The organism is Tenacibaculum sp. SM2510 (assembly GCF_057002845.1).
This window is the reverse complement of record NZ_CP192703.1, coordinates 1,731,103-1,750,856: the sequence shown is the minus strand read 5'-3', so window position 1 is coordinate 1,750,856 and position 19,754 is coordinate 1,731,103. Positions and strand designations below refer to the sequence as shown.

17 protein-coding genes are annotated in these 19,754 nt (G+C 30.8%); 10 read left to right on the top strand and 7 right to left on the bottom strand.

What is annotated here, in order from left to right; all coding sequences use genetic code 11:
• Positions 1–8 precede the first annotated feature (8 nt).
• The gene (locus ACQ629_RS07875; protein WP_483703839.1) at positions 9–1,778 is read right to left on the bottom strand and encodes a MutS-related protein; all 1,770 of its coding nucleotides are present in this window, start codon (positions 1,776–1,778) and stop codon (positions 9–11) included.
• Between the two features lie 75 nt (positions 1,779–1,853).
• Between ACQ629_RS07875 and uvrC the strand changes: the two genes are divergently transcribed.
• Together uvrC and ACQ629_RS07865 are read left to right on the top strand one after the other, a co-directional pair.
• Positions 1,854–3,650 carry an excinuclease ABC subunit UvrC gene (gene uvrC / locus ACQ629_RS07870; RefSeq protein WP_483703837.1) on the top strand — a complete coding sequence of 599 codons (1,797 nt, stop codon included), beginning with the start codon at positions 1,854–1,856 and terminating at the stop codon, positions 3,648–3,650.
• Positions 3,647–5,836, top strand: a complete 2,190-nt coding sequence (locus ACQ629_RS07865; protein WP_483703835.1) for a patatin-like phospholipase family protein — start codon at positions 3,647–3,649, stop codon at positions 5,834–5,836. Before uvrC ends, ACQ629_RS07865 begins: the two co-directional genes overlap by 4 nt.
• A gap of 56 nt (positions 5,837–5,892) precedes the next feature.
• On the opposite strand, the gene ACQ629_RS07860 is transcribed toward ACQ629_RS07865, so the two are convergent.
• Both ACQ629_RS07860 and ACQ629_RS07855 read right to left on the bottom strand, forming a co-directional pair.
• On the bottom strand, positions 5,893–7,434 hold the full coding sequence (locus ACQ629_RS07860; protein WP_483703833.1) for an Rne/Rng family ribonuclease: 1,542 nt from the start codon (positions 7,432–7,434) through the stop codon (positions 5,893–5,895).
• Between the two features lie 298 nt (positions 7,435–7,732).
• Positions 7,733–8,023 carry an HU family DNA-binding protein gene (locus tag ACQ629_RS07855; RefSeq protein WP_068702156.1) on the bottom strand — a complete coding sequence of 97 codons (291 nt, stop codon included), beginning with the start codon at positions 8,021–8,023 and terminating at the stop codon, positions 7,733–7,735.
• Positions 8,024–8,152: 129 nt separating this feature from the next.
• On the opposite strand from ACQ629_RS07855, the gene mutY reads away from it, so the two are divergent.
• Genes mutY through gldD form a run of 4 tightly spaced genes read left to right on the top strand, consistent with a single transcriptional unit; the run spans position 8,153 to position 11,525 of the window.
• Positions 8,153–9,196 (top strand): A/G-specific adenine glycosylase, encoded by a 1,044-nt coding sequence (mutY, locus tag ACQ629_RS07850; protein WP_483703831.1) that lies wholly within the window; start codon positions 8,153–8,155, stop codon positions 9,194–9,196.
• Positions 9,197–9,231: 35 nt separating this feature from the next.
• Positions 9,232–9,660: a single-stranded DNA-binding protein gene (locus ACQ629_RS07845; RefSeq protein ID WP_483703829.1), complete on the top strand. Its 429-nt coding sequence runs from the start codon at positions 9,232–9,234 to the stop codon at positions 9,658–9,660.
• A 19-nt stretch (positions 9,661–9,679) separates the two neighbouring features.
• A complete protein-coding gene (gene gldE, locus ACQ629_RS07840) occupies positions 9,680–10,981 on the top strand; it encodes a gliding motility-associated protein GldE (protein WP_483703827.1) in 1,302 nt (433 codons plus the stop codon).
• Entirely contained in the window at positions 10,974–11,525 is a 552-nt protein-coding gene (gene gldD / locus ACQ629_RS07835) for a gliding motility lipoprotein GldD (RefSeq protein WP_483703825.1), read from the top strand. The genes gldE and gldD overlap by 8 nt, the downstream gene beginning before the upstream one ends.
• 106 nt (positions 11,526–11,631) lie before the next feature.
• Here the strand turns inward: gldD and ACQ629_RS07830 are convergent, their stop codons facing one another.
• Both ACQ629_RS07830 and ACQ629_RS07825 read right to left on the bottom strand, forming a co-directional pair.
• Positions 11,632–12,678: a COX15/CtaA family protein gene (locus ACQ629_RS07830; RefSeq protein ID WP_483703823.1), complete on the bottom strand. Its 1,047-nt coding sequence runs from the start codon at positions 12,676–12,678 to the stop codon at positions 11,632–11,634.
• Between the two features lie 86 nt (positions 12,679–12,764).
• On the bottom strand, positions 12,765–13,286 hold the full coding sequence (locus tag ACQ629_RS07825) for a cation transporter (RefSeq protein ID WP_483703821.1): 522 nt from the start codon (positions 13,284–13,286) through the stop codon (positions 12,765–12,767).
• Between the two features lie 92 nt (positions 13,287–13,378).
• Between ACQ629_RS07825 and ACQ629_RS07820 the strand changes: the two genes are divergently transcribed.
• Complete coding sequence (locus ACQ629_RS07820; protein WP_483703819.1) at positions 13,379–14,251, top strand: DMT family transporter; 873 nt, start codon at positions 13,379–13,381, stop codon at positions 14,249–14,251.
• A 54-nt stretch (positions 14,252–14,305) separates the two neighbouring features.
• Here the strand turns inward: ACQ629_RS07820 and ACQ629_RS07815 are convergent, their stop codons facing one another.
• Both ACQ629_RS07815 and ACQ629_RS07810 read right to left on the bottom strand, forming a co-directional pair.
• Positions 14,306–16,354 carry an insulinase family protein gene (locus ACQ629_RS07815; protein WP_483703817.1) on the bottom strand — a complete coding sequence of 683 codons (2,049 nt, stop codon included), beginning with the start codon at positions 16,352–16,354 and terminating at the stop codon, positions 14,306–14,308.
• Positions 16,355–16,375: 21 nt separating this feature from the next.
• A complete protein-coding gene (locus ACQ629_RS07810; protein ID WP_483703815.1) occupies positions 16,376–17,689 on the bottom strand; it encodes a M16 family metallopeptidase in 1,314 nt (437 codons plus the stop codon).
• A 203-nt stretch (positions 17,690–17,892) separates the two neighbouring features.
• On the opposite strand from ACQ629_RS07810, the gene rplU reads away from it, so the two are divergent.
• The 3 genes from rplU (at position 17,893) to ACQ629_RS07795 (ending at position 19,754) form a co-directional block, all read left to right on the top strand.
• Entirely contained in the window at positions 17,893–18,378 is a 486-nt protein-coding gene (gene rplU / locus ACQ629_RS07805; protein ID WP_260585517.1) for a 50S ribosomal protein L21, read from the top strand.
• A gap of 22 nt (positions 18,379–18,400) precedes the next feature.
• Positions 18,401–18,661, top strand: coding sequence for a 50S ribosomal protein L27 (rpmA, locus tag ACQ629_RS07800; protein ID WP_218771755.1), 261 nt, complete (start codon positions 18,401–18,403; stop codon positions 18,659–18,661).
• A 358-nt stretch (positions 18,662–19,019) separates the two neighbouring features.
• Positions 19,020–19,754: a LytR/AlgR family response regulator transcription factor gene (locus tag ACQ629_RS07795; protein WP_483703813.1), complete on the top strand. Its 735-nt coding sequence runs from the start codon at positions 19,020–19,022 to the stop codon at positions 19,752–19,754.

Here is a 19,754-nt window from a genome sequence, read left to right as displayed (position 1 = left end):
TAAAGGTATTAAACAATTTCCATCTTCTTTAATAAAAAGGAAGCGTTCATGTTTTTACACACGCCTTTTTTCATCTTATAATCAAAATGTAACTCGTTATTTATAATCTCAGCATCAAAATAATAGTTTTTAATGGTCGTATATTCTGATGATAATTCACATAAACTAACATCGTGTGTGGCTATTATTCCGGTAGAGTTTGATTTGTTTAGTTTTTCAATGAATTTTTTAGAACCGATGGCTTTATCCATACTATTTGTTCCTTTTAATATTTCATCTAAAATGATAAAATAATTTTCTGTTTTAATTTCGTTTACGATAAATTTTAAACGTTTTAGTTCGGCATAAAAGTAAGATTCATCATCGCTTAAAGAATCTGAAGTTCGCATACTTGTAATTAGTTTAACTGGCTTGTATTTTACCTTTTCTGCACATATTGGTAAACCAGTATTAGCCATTACAATTGCTAACGAGACAGCTCTTAAAAAAGTACTTTTCCCAGCCATATTTGCGCCAGTAACAATAAAAAACTCTTCATTATCTATTACAAAATCATTGTCTACCCTTTTTGTAGCATTTAATAAAGGATGTCCTAAATTCACTGCGTTTAAAACTGATTTTTCGTTATTTATAGTAGGAAATATATACTCGGGTTTATTAAAAACAAAATTGGCTAACGAGTTTTGTGCATCAAAAAAGGAAACAACATTAAACCATTCTTCAACAGTGTTTTTGTAGGTAGAAATCCATTTTTCTATTTTAATGGTGTTGCGAATATCCCAAAGAAAAAGTCCGTTACCAACAACTGCAATAATAATGTTATTACGTTGATCGAAAGCATCTAGTTTTTTAGAAAACTCTTTAAATATGGTAGATGCCTTTTTGTTTTCTTGTTTAATTTGTGCTTGTTTGTTTTTTAATGTTGAATTGGTAAAATCCTCATTTTCTACTTGTGCTAATAACTGATGGTATTGATTAAATGTTTCTTTTGCTTTGGTAGTTTCAGTCGCTAATTCTTGAATATTTTTAATAAAGAAAGCAGTAGTTGTTAAACCAATTATAAACCAGATTAAAAGTATAGAAAAGGTAATAACATCAAAACTTAATAAGCCAATTAAAACAACTGAAATAGCAGAAAAAACATACGAAAAAAGTGTAAGGAAAGAAGGTAGTTTCTGCTCATAAGAATGCACCCATTTTACAATAACAGGTATTGCTGTTTTTGTGTTTATTAAACTAGCAACAGCTGTAAAATGTTGACGCCATTTTATTTTTAACGCAAGTTCTTGTGCTACTTTCTGTTTTTCTTGAATACTGTTAATATCGTTACTCGTTAAAATAGCCGCTAATAACTTTTTTCCCTCATTGGTTGCCGTTCTGTTTATGTATTGAAAGAAAGAACCAACGCCAAACAAATCGATATCATTGCTAAAATAATGCGCTGAATTTGTAAATTCTTTTCCACTCTCTAAATCAGAAAATGCACCATTTAAAACAGCTATTTCTGTTTTATTAATAGTCAGTTTTGCTTCTAGAAGACTTTTTGTTTGTTTTAAACGTAAGTGTTTTGTTACTAAATAAACAAAAGCGATTAAAGCTATAATACTTACAATAAAAAACAAATTGTTTTTTGCGAAGGCGATGTATGCTGAAAAAGAAATGGTTAAAAAAGCCAAAAGACGTAAAATACGAGTTATAAGTAATTGTTTTTTTAACGCAATTAAAACGGTATTTAAACTATTGATTTCTTCTTTATAAAAAGGAATTGGTTGTTGCATTGTGTAGTAAATAAATATTAGTGTAAATGTACATATAGCAACTTACATATCTTTATAAAATTGTATTTTCGTTGTATGCCAACTTCATTAGAACTTCAGCTAAAAACATTGCCTTCTTCACCAGGAGTTTATCAATATTTTGATAAAGATGAGGTGATTATATATGTAGGCAAGGCTAAAAACTTAAAAAAACGTGTTTCTTCTTATTTTACGAAGACTCATGAGAATGGTAAAACACGAATTTTAGTAAGAAAAATTGTTAGGATAGAGCATGTTGTAGTAGATACTGAAACGGATGCATTATTGCTCGAAAACAACTTAATTAAAAAATATAAACCACGTTACAATGTTTTACTAAAGGATGACAAATCGTATCCGTGGCTTTGTATTAAAAAAGAGCGTTTTCCAAGAGTTTTTTCTACGCGAAGAGTTATTAAAGATGGCTCAGAGTATTTTGGTCCTTATACGAATATGAAAATGGTGCAGTCACTCTTAAGTTTAATTAAAGAGTTATATCCATTACGAACTTGTACGTATGATTTAAGTCAAGAAAAAATAGCTTCTTATAAATATAAAGTTTGTTTAGAATATCATTTAGGAAACTGTAAAGGTCCTTGTGAAGGACATCAGCATGAAGATAATTATTTAGAAGAAATTAGTGCTATACGTAATATTCTTAAAGGAAATTTTAAGGAGATTTTAGAGAGATTACAGCAAATAATGCTTGATTTTGCTTCGGATATGAAATTTGAAGAAGCCCAAAAAATTAAAGATAAATTAGATTCTTTAAAAAATTATCAAGCAAAATCTACTATTGTAAATCCGTCTATTAACAATGTAGATGTTTTTTCTATTATTTCTGATGAAACTCACGGTTATGCAAACTTTTTTAAAGTGATGAATGGCGCAATCGTGCAATCATATACCACAGAAATAAAAAAGAAACTAGAAGAAACCGACAAGCAATTGTTAGAGTTGTTTATTATAGAAACTCGCAATCGATTTAACTCGTTGTCAAGAGAAGTTTATGTGCCTTTTAAAGTCAATTTAGGAGAGCAAATAAAAGTAACTGTACCGAAGTTAGGAGATAAAAAACGGATTGTAGATTTATCTGAAAGAAATGCGAAGTATTATCGTATGGAGCAGTTTAAGCAAATAAAAATTGTAGATCCGGAGCGTCATGTAAAACGTATTATGAATCAAATGCAAAAAGATTTACGTTTACATGAAGAGCCACGTCATATAGAGTGTTTTGATAACTCGAATATTCAAGGAACACATCCTGTGGCTGCTTGTGTGGTTTTTAAAGACGGAAAACCTAGTAAAAAAGAATACCGTCATTATAATATTAAAACTGTGGAAGGCCCTGATGATTTTGCTTCAATGGAGGAGGTTGTTTTTCGTCGTTACAGGCGCCTGTTAGAAGAAAAACAACCTTTACCACAATTGATTGTTATTGATGGAGGAAAGGGGCAGTTATCATCGGCCTTAAAAAGTTTAGATGCTTTAGGTTTGCGAGGTAAAATAGCTATTATTGGTATTGCAAAACGATTAGAAGAAATTTATTACCCCGGAGATTCAGTTCCGTTATATTTAGATAAGAAATCAGAAAGCTTAAAAATAATTCAGTTTTTACGAAACGAAGCCCATCGCTTCGGAATTACATTGCACCGAAATAAGCGAAGTAAAAGTGCTATCCAATCCGAATTAGAACAGATTCCGGATATTGGTAAACAAACCATTACTAATTTATTACGTAAATTTAAATCAGCAAAAAGAGTAAAAGAAGCTTCGTTAGCAGAGCTAAAAGAAATTGTTGGGTTTTCAAGAGCTCAAAAAATATATCAATTTTATCAAAAAGAAAAAGAATGAAAAAGTGGTTAATTATATTTTTTCTACCTGCAGTTATACTAGCACAAAATCAGCCAAAAATAGGTTTGGTTTTAAGTGGAGGAGGCGCTAAAGGTTTTGCCCATATCGGGGTTTTAAAAGAATTAGAAAAGGCTGGGGTACAGATAGATTATATTGGCGGTACAAGTATGGGAGCCATCGTTGGGGGGTTGTATGCTGCTGGGTATTCTGCGAATCAAATAGAAAAAATTATTTTAAAAACTGATTTTGAGACAATTATAAGAGATAAAATATCGAGAAGAGAAAAACCTCTTTTTAATAAAGAATATGGTGAAAAATACGCAATTAGTTTACCTATAAAAGAAGGAAAAATTGGGCTCCCTTTAGGGTTATCGAAAGGGCAAAATATACTAAATTTTTTAACAGAATTGCTAGCTCCTGTAGATGATATTCGAGATTTTTCTCAGCTTCCAATTCCTTTTTATTGCCTTGCAACAAATATTGAAACCGGTGAAGAGGTTGTTTTAGATAAAGGTTCTTTGCCATTAGCATTAAGAGCAAGTGGCTCTTTTCCTTCGTTATTAAACCCTGTTGAAATTGATGGGGAATTATTAGTTGATGGTGGTGTTGTAAATAACTTTCCGGTTGATATAATGAAGAAAAAAAAGATGGACATAATAATAGGTGTTAGTGTTCAGGGAGAGTTGCTAAAAAGAGAAGAGCTATCATCTGTAGCGTCTTTATTAATGCAGATTGTAAATTTTAAAATGTATGAAAAATCAGATGATCAAGTTCGGTTGTTAAATTTTTATATTAAACCAAATATTGAAGATTATACTGTGATTTCTTTTGATAAAAAAGAGGAGATTATTAGTGAAGGAAAAAAAACAGCTAAAACGTTTAAGGTTGTTTTCGACAGTATTGCTAAACTTCAATACAATAAAAAAGAGCCTGTAAAAGTAAAGGTTAAAAAAAACAAGTTTTTAGTAGATAGAATTATTATTAAAGGAAATAAAAAATATACAAATAATTATATATTAGGCAAGTTACAATTAAATGAAGGAGATAGTGTTTCATATAATGATATTTCAAAAAAAATTAATACCCTAACAGCCTCTAAAAACTTTAAAAGAATAGATTATCATTTTAAAAAATCTTTTAAAGGAAAAAAACTCGAATTAGTAGTAAAAGAAGAGGATATTAAATCTTATTTAAGGTTTGGGTTGCATTATGATTTGTTATATAAATCGGCTGTTTTATTAAATTATAACCACAAAAAATTACTGACTCAAAATGATGAATTATCCCTAGATGTAGGAATTGGTGATAAAATAAGATATGATTTTCAATACTTTGTAGATAATGGGTTGTTGCCAAGTTTTGGGATTAAATCTAGATATAATACATTTAATAATGATTTTTTATATGCTAGCGATTTAATTAATGTACGATATGCGGATTTTACTAACTCGTTTTTCATGCAAACAACGATGGATAAAAAATTTGCCATTGGAGTGGGTATCGAACAAAAAAATCTAGCAATTAAATCTAGCAATGTTTTAAGTAACGGGCAGGAAACCTTTTTTGATAGTAGTAATTATATAAATGCTTTTACATTTTTAAAGTTAGACACTTATAATAAAGAAATGTTTCCTACGAAAGGGTTTTATGCTAACATAGGCTTTAAGTGGTTTGTATGGTCCGATAGAAATAATAAGCTATCTAAATTAGCTGCAGGAAGTCAACCCTTTCAGCAATTTTCACAAATGGGGGCAAAATTAGGCTTTGCAACTACCTTTTATGATAAACTAACATTTCAATATACTGCCGAAGGCGGATACACTTTAGGTAAAAAATCATCCTTAATGTTTGATTATCGGTTAGGAGGCTACAATCAAAACTATATTAATAATTTTATGTCTTTTTACGGTTACGAAACAGGGGTTTTAAATAATCAATCTTTTTTAAAGTCTGAGTTCAACTTTAGATATAAGGTTATAGAGAAGCACTATGCAACTTTTATAGCAAATTATGCTAGAGTAGCAGAAGATGTTTTTTCTGATGCAGATTTATTTAAAAACACAAAGTCAGGTTATGCCCTTGGTTATAGTGTTGAGAGCTTTTTAGGTCCTGTAGAGTTAAAATATACTTGGTCGCCAGATCACAGTGAAAAATACTGGCTGTTTAACTTAGGTTTTTGGTTTTAAAACACAAAAAAACCCGTTTCGAAAGAAACGGGTTTTTATTTCATAATAAGATTGCCTTACTTACTTTTCTTTTTTTTCAAAAAGAAATTATATTGCAAGTATTGGTATGCATCTCTAGGTAATATCTTAATCCACTTTTTGTGTTGAACATACCATTTAAAACGAATAGAGTTTACGCCTTTAGTTAAATAAGCAGCTATAAAAGGATGTGTATTTAATGTAATCTCCTTGTAGTCTTTACCGCTATTTATTATGCGTTCTAATTCAACTTCCATCTTGTCTATTAAAACAATAGGAGCTTCAACCTCTCCGTTTTTATTTGGGTTTGGTTCACGTGTTTTTATTTCTAATTCAGGTCGTACACGTTGTCTTGTAATCTGCACTAAACCAAATTTACTCGGAGGTAAAATTTTGTGTTTTGTGCGATCTAATGACATTGCATCTTTTAAATGCTGATATAATTTCTGTCTGTTTTCAGTGCTCTTCATATCAATAAAATCAACAACTATAATTCCACCCATATCACGCAGTTGTAACTGACGTGCTACTTCGGTGGCAGAAATTAGGTTGACTTCTAAAGCAGTTTCTTCTTGGCTTAAAGCTTTGTTTGAGCGATTACCACTATTTACATCAATAACATGTAAAGCTTCGGTGTGTTCAATAACTAAATACGCACCTTTGCTCATAGAAACTGTTTTACCAAACGATGTTTTTATCTGACGCTCTATACCAAATTTCTCAAAAATTGGGGTGTCAGATTTATGAAGTTTTACAATACTTTCCTTTTCAGGTGATATTTCTTGTAAATACTCTTTAATTTCAATCATTAAATCTTCATCGTTGGTTACAATACTTGTAAAAGAATCGTTCATTACATCTCTTAAAATAGAAGATGCTCTGTTTAACTCACTTAATATTTTTGTTGGTGTGTTTTTGTTAGCGATGCTATTACACATTTTCTCCCAACGTTCAAGTGAATTTTGTAAATCTTTATCTAGTTCTGCTACCTTTTTATTTTGGGCAACAGTACGTAAAATAAGCCCAAACCCTTTGGGTTTTATGCTTTTTGCTAATTTTTTTAAACGTTCTTTTTCTTTGGGATCTGCAATTTTTTGAGATACAGATACTCTGTTAGAAAAAGGAACTAAAACTAAAAACCTACCAGCTATTGATAGTTCCGAGCTAATGCGCGGACCTTTGGTAGATATCGGTTCTTTTACAATTTGTACTAATAAATTTTGACCTGATTTTAGTACATCATTAATACTTCCGTCTTTATTGATATCATTCTCAGAGCGAAAGTTTTTTAAAGTGAATTCTTTATAATTACCTGTGCTTACCTTCTTAATGAATTTGTTTAAAGATTGTACTTGTGGTCCTAAATCATGATAGTGTAAAAAACCATCTTTAGGATAACCAACATTTACAAAAGCGGCGTTTAAACCAGTCATCACTTTTCCTATTTTTGCTAGAAAAACATCTCCGACTGAAAATTTATTATCGCTTGTTTCTTTGTTTAATTCAATAAGTCTACCATCTCTTAGTAAGGCGAAATCAATATCAGAAGAATTTGAACGAATTATTAATTCTGTTTTCATTCTGAATATAGTTTTGTGCCAACGTAATAATTTTACGAAGACGGATTAAAATTTGTAAACAGGTATAATTTTTATACCGTTTTAAGGTGTTTAAACCTTAATGTCAATGAACTTAATAAGCTTATAAAAGCAACGAAAAAGTAAGCGTTAGCTTACTTTTTCTTGTGACGATTTGCTCTTGCTCTTTTCTTTCTTTTGTGTGTAGAGATTTTTGCTCTCTTTCTTTTTTTACCGCTTGGCATAATTAAAAATGTTTTATAAAATCTTTAGGAGTAAAGATCTTTGGTTAATAATTTTATTACTTTACAGATACTTTAGTTTTCACACCTTCTGTAAACACTTTTGATGGTTTAAAAGCTGGTATGTTATGTGCAGGAATCTTAATAGTTGTATTTTTTGAAATATTTCTACCAGTTTTTTCTGCTCTAGTTTTGATGATGAAACTACCAAAACCTCTTAAATATACATTATCTCCGCTCTCTAATGCATCCTTTACCTCGTCCATAAACGCCTCAACAGTTGCTAAAACATCTGCTTTTTCAATTCCACTCTTATCTGAAATTTTAGATACGATATCTGCTTTTGTCATTCTATATATATTTTGAATTTATTTTTAAAAATGAGGGTGCAAATATATGATAATTAATCTATTCCGGAAATAATAAGAATAAAAATATCTAAATAAAATACAGTATTTTCGCTGGCTCAATTTACATAAATGATATTAGCTAACCAACTTATTTACTGGTATTTAAAAAATAAAAGAGATTTGCCTTGGCGTAAAACTAAAGACCCTTACCAGGTTTGGTTAAGTGAAATTATGTTACAGCAAACGCGAGTAGCACAAGGATTACCATATTTTATGACCTTTACAACGGAGTTTAAAACGGTATTTGATTTAGCAAAAGCAGATGAAAGTAAAGTACTTAAATTATGGCAAGGTTTAGGGTATTATTCAAGAGCAAGAAACCTGCATTTTACAGCAAAATTTATAGCCAACGAGTTTAACGGGGTTTTTCCGAATAGCTACAAGGAGCTCTTAAAGCTAAAGGGAATTGGAGATTATACTGCTTCTGCAATAGCATCTATTTGTTATAATGAACCCGTAGCTGTTGTAGATGGAAATGTGTACCGAGTTTTAGCGCGTTATTTCGGAATCAACACACCAGTTAATTCATCAAAAGGGATAAAAGAGTTTAAAGAGTTAGCACAAACATTAATTGATGTTTCGCAACCAGGAACTTATAACCAAGCGATAATGGATTTCGGGGCAATGCAGTGTAAGCCTCAAAATCCGTTATGTGATTCTTGTCCTTTATCTGAAAGTTGTATAGCGTTAGCTAAAAAACAGATTAAAGAACTTCCAGTAAAAGAGAAAAAAATCAAAATTAAAAAACGTTATTTTAACTTCTTGGTTGTTGTTACTGATGATGAAAAAACAATTATCCAACAAAGAATAGGGAAAGGTATTTGGCAAGGAATGTATCAGTTTCCGTTAATTGAAACAAAAGAGCCCGTTTCTGAAGTGAAATTAGTTGCTAAGGAACTATTCTCTACACTTTTTCCTAATGAAACATCATTGTCGCTATTTAATAAAGAAGACATTGTTCATAAATTATCTCACCAGCATTTATTTACAAAGTTTTGGATCGTTAAAATTTCAAATTCTGAAGAAAAAACTATTTTATGGAAAGATATTAAGCAGTATCCTGTGCCTGTTTTGATTGATAAGTTTTTAAACGAATTTTCTGATAACAAATAGTAAATTTTGTATATTTGATTTTATACAGTTAAGTTATGGCAGGTACAATTAATAAAGTTATTTTAATAGGTCATTTAGGTGATGCCGTAAAAATGCATTATTTTGAAGGAGGTAGTGCTATTGGTCGTTTTCCTTTGGCAACAAACGAAACGTACACAAATCGTCAAACCGGAGAGAAGGTAACCAATGTAGAATGGCACAATATTGTTGTACGTAATAAGTTGGCTGAAATATGTGAAAAATATTTAACTAAAGGAGACAAAGTGTATTGTGAAGGGCGAATTAAAACACGCCAATATGAAGTAGAAGGGCAAAAACGTTACGCTACAGAAATTCAGGTGCAAGAAATGACTTTTCTATCAACAAAAAAAGAGCTAGCAGCAGAAGGTTCTAGTACTGAAATAGCACTCCAAAATAATGTTACAACTAATGTAGCAACCCAAAATGATGATTTACCATTCTAGTTTAATTAAATTTTAAAAATTGGATACAGAACCCAACTCCTTGTTTTTAGTATTATCAAGCATTAATTTGTTAACCGCAATAAACAGTTTAGCATTAGTCTTTTTATTAGTTTGTTCAGCTTTGGTCTCGGGAACCGAAGTGGCTTTTTTTTCTATTTCACAAACAAAAATAGATGAGCTTTCATCTGCATCAAAAGGAGAGAGTACAGTAGTGAAGTTACTCGAAAACCCCAAAAAATTATTAGGCACAATCTTAATAACCAATAATTTCATAAATATTCTTATTGTACTAATATTTGCCTCCTTAGGTGAGGTTTTTTTTAGCGGACTTTCTAGCGGGGTAAAATTTTTAATAGAAGTCGTTTTAGTAACCTTTTTAATTTTATTATTTGGTGAAGTTTTACCAAAAGTATACGCTACAAGGAAATCGATGAAGTTTGCTAGTTTTATGGCAAAACCTATTCAGGTTTTAAATATTCTTTTAACGCCGTTAAGCACGCCACTTATAAAGTTAACTAGTATTGTAGAGAATAAGTTAGGTAACAAGAATAACAACCTTTCTGTAGAGCGTTTATCACAAGCTTTAGAATTAACTTCAAGCGGAGCAACAACAAAAGAAGAGCAAAAAATTTTAGAAGGAATTGTAAGTTTTGGTAATACAGAAACAGTACAAATAATGAAACCAAGAACCGATGTTTGTGCTATTGCAGACGACACTTCGTATGAAGAGGTTTTAAAGATGATTTTAAAAAATGGATATTCAAGAATCCCTGTTTATCACGAAAATATAGACAATATTAGAGGGGTTTTATATGCAAAAGACTTATTAGCATATTTAAATAAGAAGAATTTTCAGTGGCAAAAATTATTACGTGAAGCTTTTTTTATACCAGAAAACAAAAAATTAGATGATTTGTTAAGTGAATTTCAAGAAATGAAAAAGCACTTAGCAATCGTTGTAGATGAATATGGCGGAACAAGCGGAATTGTAACGTTAGAAGATGTTATAGAAGAAATTGTAGGAGATATAAATGACGAATTTGATGATGAAGATTTAACCTATTCTAAAATTGATGAAAACAATTATATTTTTGAAGGTAAAACAACCATCAAAGATTTTTGCCGTGTATTAGAAGATGACGATGAGGAGAAGTTTGAAGAGTTAAAAGGAGAAAGCGAAACCTTAGCAGGTTTTATTTTAGAAGTGTCTGGTAAGTTTCCTAAAAAGGGCGAGAAAATAATCTTTAACATTTATACGTTTACTATAGAAGCGTTAGATAAGAAGCGTATAAAACAAGTAAAAGCAACACGAAATGCATAAATTTTTATTGTTGATGTCAGCAATGTTATTATTAAGTTGTGGTGAAGAAATTTTACCAAAACCTAAAGGTTATTTAAGTCTTGAGTACCCAGAAACAGGATATAGTAAGTTAAATAAAACAAGACCTTATAGTTTTGCTGTAGCAAAAAATGCTACGGTTAAAACTTTGCCCCAAAACTGGTTAAAAATTCAATACCCTAAATTAAAGGCTTCGGTTGATATTACGTACCGACCTGTAAAAAATAATTTACGAGAATTGTTAGTTGAAGCTGAAAAATTGGTGCTAGAGCACACTGTAAAAGCCGACCATATTTCTTGGAGAGATTATGCCGATACCGATAAAAAGATATATGGAAAAATGTGTGAAATATCAGGAAATGCAGCGTCACAAATTCAATTTCATGTTACCGACAGCACAAATCATTTTTTAAAAGGATCCCTGTTTTTTTACACAAAACCTAATTACGATTCTATTTTACCAGCAGTTGAATATATCAAAAAAGATATGATTCATATGTTGGAAACCTTAGAGTGGGAGGATTAGTTTTTGCTGAAGCTATTTCCCGCTTTCCGCACTCGCTCTCTCCGAGGAGCTCAAACAAATGCTACAATCGGGGCTAGAAATTTTATGAAGTTTCGTTACCTCGAACTTATTCTTTTACGCTTCTATTTTGTAGTAATAAGTAAAACTGTAATCCGAATAAGATAGCTCCAGAAAGTAAATGTATCGCTTGCGTTCCGATAGGGAAATCAGCATAATACATTAAAATACCTGTCATGGTTTCTAAAAAAATCAAGAATACAATCCAATTTACTAATTTGTACCCTAAGTTTTTAATTTGATTTAAGTAAAAGATCCCCAAGTTTACCAACACAATGGCAATGGTAAACGAACGGTGAAAGTAAAACTTAAAACTAGGGTTTAGTAAGCTGTAATGTTTATTGTCGAATCCGAATAATTTTACTTGCTCATCGATAAATTGACGAACTTGAGTTCCTAGCGCAATTTGAACTAAAGAAAAGACTACAGAAACGATTAATAATTTATTAAAAAGTGAATTGTATTTCCTTTTATTTGTCTGTTCGTGCGTAGTTGATATGTTTTTATCTTTAGAAGCTATAAATAGCAACCATAACAACAGTCCAACAATAACTAAACCACCAACCATGTGAATGGTAATAATAGTAGGTTTTAAGTTAGAATCTACCACGGTTTTACCTAACCAGGCTTCAAAAAGCATTAAAAAGAAAGCTCCGAAAGATAAAAGGGTAATGATTTTCTTTTCTCTCCAGAATTTAGTAGAAACAAAAATTAAAAACAAAAACGGAATCCCAGCCAAAGCAGAAGCTAATCGGTTGATGTATTCTGTCCAGGTATGAAATTTATTAAATTTTGCGTAGCTGTGTTTGGTGTATTTTACCCAATTACTATTGTTGAATTCTGTTGCTGTTTTTAAATCATTCTCAGCAACGAATAAAACATCGTTTTTAACGATTATCATTCCTTTTTCATACTCCGTGTTGGGATGCCAAGTAATTTGTTCTTCAGAGGTTGGCGGAATGTAATATCCGAAACACTTTGGCCAATCTGGGCAGCCCATTCCAGATCCTGTCATACGAACTACAGATCCTGCTAAAAAAATAAGATATACAGCAATCAACGAAATTTTTACTAGGAGCGGAAAATGTTTTTTCATCAGAAGAAAAGTTTTTACAAAGATAAGATAAACGCATAAAAAAAGCCCCTCAAAAGAGGAGCTTGATTTTATTTTAAAGATAAAATTTAAGCTTTTTTAGCCTCAGCACAACATTCTTTCTTACAATCTGTAGCACATGCTTTTTTCTCAGCATCACTTTTTGTGCAGCATTCTTTTTTGCAGTCGGCAGCACACGCTTTTTTTTCTACATCTTTCTTTGCACAACAAGCCATTGTACAACCTTCTTTACACGTTTTTTTACCTGTTTCTGAAGCTTTGTACATGTCGCCACTACCAATTCCTTCTACAAAAGCAATTAAATCAGCCTTGTTTGTAATACTTGCATCATATTTTACGTTGGCAATACTATCGTTAAACACCACGTTAGCTTCTAATACTCCTTCTTTTTTAGATAAATCAGAAGCTATTTTTTTAGCACATCCTATTTCGCAAGTCATTCCTGAAATACTTAAAGAAAGCTCTTTTGTGTTTGCGGCAACTTCAGTTTTTTCTTCTTTAGTAGTGTCATCTTTCTTTGCTTCGTTTTTGCATCCAACAGCTAAAAAACTAACAAAAGCTAAAGCGAATATTATTTTTTGAATTTTCATCATTTTAATTTATTAAGTTATTTAGCAAAGTTATCAATAAAATCAAATTTATAGATATTAATAAACGAATTTTGTGCTTAAATGAATTGAAAATGAGTAATCAACAACGGAAATGGTTGTATTTAGTAGTTCTTTCGCTGGTTTGGGGAAGTTCTTTTATTTTAATGAAAAAGGCATTAATAAGTATATCACCTATACAGGTGGCTGCTTTACGAACTTTTTTTGCAGCTATATTTGTAATTATTGTTGGTTTTAAAAGTTTACAGAAAATAAAAAAAAGACATTGGAAGTATGTTTTAGTAAGTGCTTTAGTCGGTACCTTTTTCCCTGCATTTTTGTTTGCCTACGCAATTAATGGAATAGATAGCTCAATAGCATCAATATTAAATTCCCTAACACCTTTTAATACTTTTATTATTGGTGCTTTAGTATTTGGTTTTACATTTAAAAAAAGGCAATTTATAGGAATTTTTATAGGATTGGTTGGAACCCTAATTTTAATTTTAAAAGGAGCAGACTTAAATCCAAATCAGAATTATTGGTATGCTTTGTTGCCAATTATTTCTTCAGTGGGTTATGCGTTTAATGTAAATATTATAAAAAAATATTTACATGATTTAGATGGGCTCACGATTACTACAGGGCATTTTTTAATAGTGATAATTCCTGTATTAATAATATTAGGTTATACAGGTTTTTTTACTGAATTTGAATTAAATTCTGAAACTAGGCCAGCGTTATTATATATAATTATTTTATCTGTTTTAGGAACAGCAATAGCGAAAGTAATATTTAATGATTTAGTGCATATTTCTTCACCAATTTTTGCTTCGTCTGTAACTTATTTAATTCCGATTATAGCAGTAATGTGGGGAATTTTAGATGGAGAGCAATTAAGTGTAATTCAATTGCTTGCTGGTGGAATTATTTTATTTGGAGTTTGGATGACAAATAAGTCAAAATAAAATAGAGCCAAAACTTTCGCTTTGGCTCTATTAATTATTTTAACGTTTTTCTATTTATTTAAAATCGGCATCAGAAACACCTTCGTTAATTTTTATTTCTTTTACAATAAATTCCATTTTCATAGGTCCGTTTGTTCGAGTAACTTTATGCGCGAACTTAATTCCTTTGAATTCTTTATAATCAGAAAAAGTTGTAGGAACTTTCATCTCTCCTTGAGGTCCTTTTGCTGTTTTTACTTCTTTTACCTTTAGTCCAGAAGCTACGTCATAAAATATTTCAGATTTACCATACTTAATAACATAAGCATTATTACCATCAACAGGTTCTACTCTTTCTAGTTTACCTTTTTTATAAGCTAAATCTGCAAAAGGAGCTGCTGTAGATTTTGCTTCGTCCAGCTCTTCGCCAGCTATTTCTTTTTTCTGACCTTGAGCTTCTTGGTATCCTTTAGCTCCATCAAAAACTACTTTTTGCATCACATTACCCATCATAGAAACTAATACTAATGATTTATTAGGAGCTGCATTCTTTTGAACTAAATTCAATTGCATTCCTTGTATTTTAGCATCAGAAGAAATCATTAGTGATTTTACAGAAGCGATTTTGTCTTTCCCTCCAATTGCGGTAAAATATTTATCTACAACGTTAACAGCTGTCATTCCTGTAGGAACAGGTAAAGTCATTGCTGGCTTAGTAGTTGGGTTTCCTTCTGTATCGAAATAGTTGATTTTGTAGTCAGAATTTTTTTCTAAATTCTTTAAAACTTCAATTCCTTTACCCGTAATTATAATACGAGCTTTATCACCTTTAAAATATTTAATAGCTGCATTTTGAACATCGTCTAAAGTTACAGCATTAATATTTTTTAAGTAGTTTTCATAAAAATCCGCAGGCAAGTTATAAAGTGCCATGTTTAGGGCATAACGTGCAGCAGTTGCAGGCTTTTGAACCTCCATTACAAAATTACCAACATATTTAGCTTTGGCATTTTTTAATTCTTCAGCAGATACTTTTTGATAACGAATTTTATTTATTTCTTTTAGAATTTCTACAACAGAACTATCAGTTACAGCATTACGAACACTTGCTGTTGCTCTAAATGTAGCTGCATCTCTACTTTGTCTAACACTAGAATAAGAACCATAAGTATATCCCTTGTCTTCACGTAAATTCATGAATAAACGAGCAGTTCCACCACCACCTAAAATACTGTTTGCTAATAAAGCAGCATAATAATCTTTATCACCTAATTTTAAATCGATGTTATTTGCAATTACAATTTCTGATTGTACTGCGTTAGACATATTGATAAAATTAATTTCGGTAGTATTTACGTTTTCTGGTTTAGAGAAAGCAACCGCAGGTACATCTCCTTTTTCCCAATCACCAAATAATTTTGTTACCAATTTTTTAGTTTCTGAAGGGTCAATATCTCCAACAATTACTAAATAAGCATTATTTGGTTTGTAATAGGTGTTAAAATTATTTTGAACATCTGTAAGTGAAATATTACCTAAAGATTCTTTAGTTGTAAACTCACCAAAAGGATGGTTCTTGCCATAAATTAAAGCACCTTCAGCTCTTCTTGCGATAGCTGTTACACTTTTTTCTTCAGATTTTAATCCGTCTAAAGTAACTTTAACCTCTTTGTCGAATTCTTCTTGAGTAAACTGAGAGTTCTTAACTCCGTCTGCCATTAATCCTAATACTTCAGGAAAGTATTTTTTTAATGATGCAGCAGCAGCTCCAGAACTATAAAAGTTAACACGAGCACCAAGATAATCTACCTTTTCGTTAAACTCATCTTTTGTAATATTTGTAGTTCCGCGACCTAATAAGCTTCCCATCATACCAGATAAACCTGCTTTGTTTCCTTCAATAACAGCTTTATTATCAATAGTTAAACTTGCAGAGGCTCTTGGTAATTTATGGTTTTCAACCATTATAACCTGTAGCCCGTTTGGCAATGTAAATTTATCAACTTTACCTAATTGCACTTTTGGTGCAGGTCCTGGTTTGGGTTGTATGCTTCTATCTATCTGTGCAGTTGTAGCAAAAGACATTGCTAAGATTGCGATAAGTGATACTATTTTTGTTTTCATAATATATTATTGTCTTTTGATTTATTTCTTTTTAGGTAAATATTCTAAAACTAATCGTTGATTAGGATTTAAATATTTTTTAGCAACTTCTTTAATTTCTTCACGAGTAATTGAACGATAAATGTCAATCTCGGTATTTATTAAATTAGTATCTCCGTATAACACGTTATAGCGAGCCAATGAATTTGCAATTCCTTCAACACTAGCGTTAGCGTTTACAAAATTATTTTCGAATTTGTTTTGTAATTTTTGATATGCCTTTTCAGAAATTAAATTCGTTTGAATTTTTACAATTTCTTCATCAATTTCTTTAGTTAAATCACTTAAAGCTGTTTTTCCTAAAGGAAGACCATAAACAATGTACGTTCCGTAATCTTCTTGGTTAGAACTGAAAGCTCCAACTTGTAGCGCCATTTTTTTAGTATCTACTAATTTTTTATATAAAATAGAGCTTTTACCATCGCTTAAATAAGTAGATATCATATCTAAAACTCTGGCATCTCTTGTTTTCATAGATGGAGTTCTATATGCATTAACTATCGCAGGTATTTGAATATTAGCATCGTATGCCTTTGCGTTTATTTGCTTAGTAATAGGGTCTTCTTTTAAGAAAGTTCTAGTTATTTCTGCACCTCTAGGAATTGGCCCAAAATAATCTTGTACCATTCTCTTGGTTGTTTTAATATCAATATCACCAGCAACAACTAAAGTTGCGTTATTAGGAACGTAGAATTTTTTATTGAATGCTAAGAACTCAGCCAAAGTAGCATCATCTAAATGTTTCATTTTTCCAATAGTGGTTCCTTTATAAGGGTGTTTTTTAAAAACATTCTTTTTAACGTTCTCTAAAAAACTACCGTAAGGCTGATTATCTACACGTAATCTTTTTTCTTCTTTTACAACTTCATTCTGAGTATCAACACCACCTTGGTTAATAACTGGGTGTAATAAACGTTCAGATTCCATCCATAAACCTAATTCTAAGTTGTTAGAAGGAAACACCTCATAATAATATGTTCTATCATCGGTTGTATTTGCATTGTTTTTACCGCCATTAGAAGAAACAATTTTAAACCAATCTCCTTTTTTAATGTTTTTGGTTCCTTCAAACAATAAATGTTCGAAAAAGTGAGCCATCCCTGTTCTATCTGGTTGTTCATCTTTTGCGCCAACATGATACATTACAGCTGTTGTTACTACAGGAGCAGATTTATCTTGATGCAAAATAACATGCATTCCGTTACTTAAATTGTACTCTTCAAAGGCTACTTTTTGTGCATTAGCAGAAAAGCCAATAAACAAAGCAGTAGTAAGAGTTATAATACTTTTTTTCATTGATAAAATTTTAGTTTTAACTGATTTTATTATATGTGACGTTGAATTAAGGTATTTGTTACACTAAAAAGTAGAATTAATTATTTTCTTTAAATTGATTATTAATTTTCTGAATTAGAGCTTATTTGTCGTGAAAAAACGTATATTTGCATCCGCATTTTCATTAAGAAGGTGTAAAATAAGTATAACGCAAAACAAAAAGTATGTACGCAATCGTAGAGATAGCAGGGCAGCAATTTAAAGTAGCAAAAGACCAAAAGGTATTCGTACACCGTTTACAAGACGCAGAAGGATCAGAAGTAATTTTTGATAATGTAATGCTAATTGAAGACAAAGGGAACGTAACTATTGGCGCCCCAGCTATAACAGGTGCAGGAGTAACTGCAAAGGTATTACGTCACTTAAAAGGTGATAAAGTAATCGTTTTCAAGAAGAAAAGAAGAAAAGGTTACAAGAAGAAAAACGGACACAGACAGTATTTAACTGAGATTCAAATCGAAGGTATTGCTGCATCTGGTGCTAAAAAAACAGTAACTAAAGCAGCAGCTCCTAAGGTAGAAGTGAAAGCGGAATCTAAGGACTTAAGTTCAATGACTGTTGCTGAATTAAAAGCTTTAGCTAAAGAAAGTGGTATCACAGGATATACTTCTTTAAAGAAAGCTGAATTAATTGAAGCGTTAAGCAAATAATTAACTTTAAAAACTTAGAGAGATGGCTCATAAAAAAGGTGTCGGTAGTTCGAAGAACGGTAGAGAATCAGAATCGAAACGACTAGGAGTAAAGATTTTTGGAGGACAAGCTGCAATTGCAGGGAACATTATTGTTCGTCAAAGAGGAACAACTCACAACCCAGGTGAAAATGTTTACATGGGAAAAGATCATACTTTACATGCTAGAGTTGATGGTGTAGTTGAATTCAGAAAGAAAAGAGACAACAGATCATACGTTTCTATAGTTCCTTTCGAGGCTTAAGAAATTTTCGATTTAATAAATTAAAGCTCAAACACTTGTTGTTTGAGCTTTTTTGTGTTCTAAAAGCACAAAATGATAAAACAAAAAAAACATCACTTCAGTAAAGTGATGTTTTTTTAATTTCATTATTGATTAATCCCCCAATTTATCAACGATGATCCCTTGTGTATTATACTGCAAATATGCAACGAAAATATATTTTATAAAATCAATTATGTGTAAATGGGGTAGATTTATGTGTGAATGGTTTTTCTAACGTTTTTTTAGGTAGTTTTTTGTCTTTTTAAATCTGACTTTTTATGTTTTTGAGTTTTATTTTTACATTAATATCAGTTACATTTGGTAGAAATCTTACTTTATGCTAAAAGCTGTAATTGTTGACGATGAACCTAAAGCTATACAAGGCCTTACATGGGAATTGTCTAATTTTGATAATGATTTAGAGATTATAAAAACATTTACAGAAGCAGAAAAGGCTATAAAATATATTAATAATAATGCTATTGATTGTCTTTTTTTAGATATTGAAATGCCAACAATGGATGGTTTTCAATTACTTGAAAAATTAGATAAAAAAGATTTTGCAATTGTGATAACTACGGCCTATAATGAATATGCGATTAAGGCTTTAAAAAATGAAGCAATTGATTATTTACTTAAACCTGTTGATTCAGATGATTTAGAAGAAACTTTAAACAGGGTTAAAAGTCATCATATTAAAAATAATAGTCAAGAAAAATTTGAGCAAATACTTTCAAACTTCAATAAAAAATTCAAAAAAAGAAAAATAACTATAAATACTGACGGTAAATTAATTTTCTTAGAGGAGGCGGAAATTTTATTTGTTGAATCTGATGGTAACTACTGCTCTATACATACAATAAATAATAAAAAAATAGTAGTAACAAAGAAGCTGAAAGAAATTAATTTATTACTCCCAGAAGATCATTTTTTTAGAATTCATAACTCATTTATTATTAATTTAAATAAGATTAAAGAATTTTTACGGTCAGATGGTTATGTGATTTTAGAAGATAATCATAAAATACCTGTCTCACGTCAAAGGAAATCTGACTTCTTAGAAAAATTTTAA